At 46.1% G+C, this 499-nt stretch carries 1 protein-coding gene; it reads right to left on the bottom strand.

Annotated elements, in window-relative coordinates:
• Positions 1-499, bottom strand: a 499-nt coding sequence (locus tag H3V01_RS11310; protein ID WP_198186793.1) for a hypothetical protein, incomplete at both ends; no start/stop codon positions are given.

The raw sequence follows: 499 nt of genomic DNA, 5'->3' as shown, positions 1-499 counted from the left end.
GGCATCATAAGCGTTCAGTGTGCTGTTCCACTGCAATGCATTCTGCTGCAAGGTAGTCAGATTCTGATTTGTGCTGTTCAGGCTGTTTGTCAGATTGTTCAGGCCGGTACTCGCAGACTCTGACAAACTGCTCAGACCGGTGCTGATACTGTTCAGTCCTGTTTGAGTTTCTGTGGACAGTGACTCCAGACTTCTATTTACATTATCCAGAGAAGATGAGGTAACACTGCTCAGGCTGCTCAGACCAGTACTGATGCTGCCCAGACCTGTCTGAGTCAGCGTTGACAGTCTGAACATCTGCGTACCGTTAATAACATCAGATGAAGTTGCACTGATATCTCCGGCAGCTATACCAGTCAGTTTCTGCTCTTTATCTTCGCGTCTTGCATCAAAATCACCGCTTACCCGGTTTCTTTGCAATGCATCTTTCTGCAGATTGCCTACATTAGTATTAGTATCATTCAGACTGGTTGACAGACTGGACACGTCTTTATTCACA

This window comes from Snodgrassella sp. M0351 (genome assembly GCF_016100575.1).
Taxonomy (GTDB): Bacteria; Pseudomonadota; Gammaproteobacteria; order Burkholderiales; family Neisseriaceae; genus Snodgrassella; species Snodgrassella alvi.
Note: the sequence above shows the minus strand (reverse complement) of the source record. Positions and strands in the feature narration are given on the sequence as shown.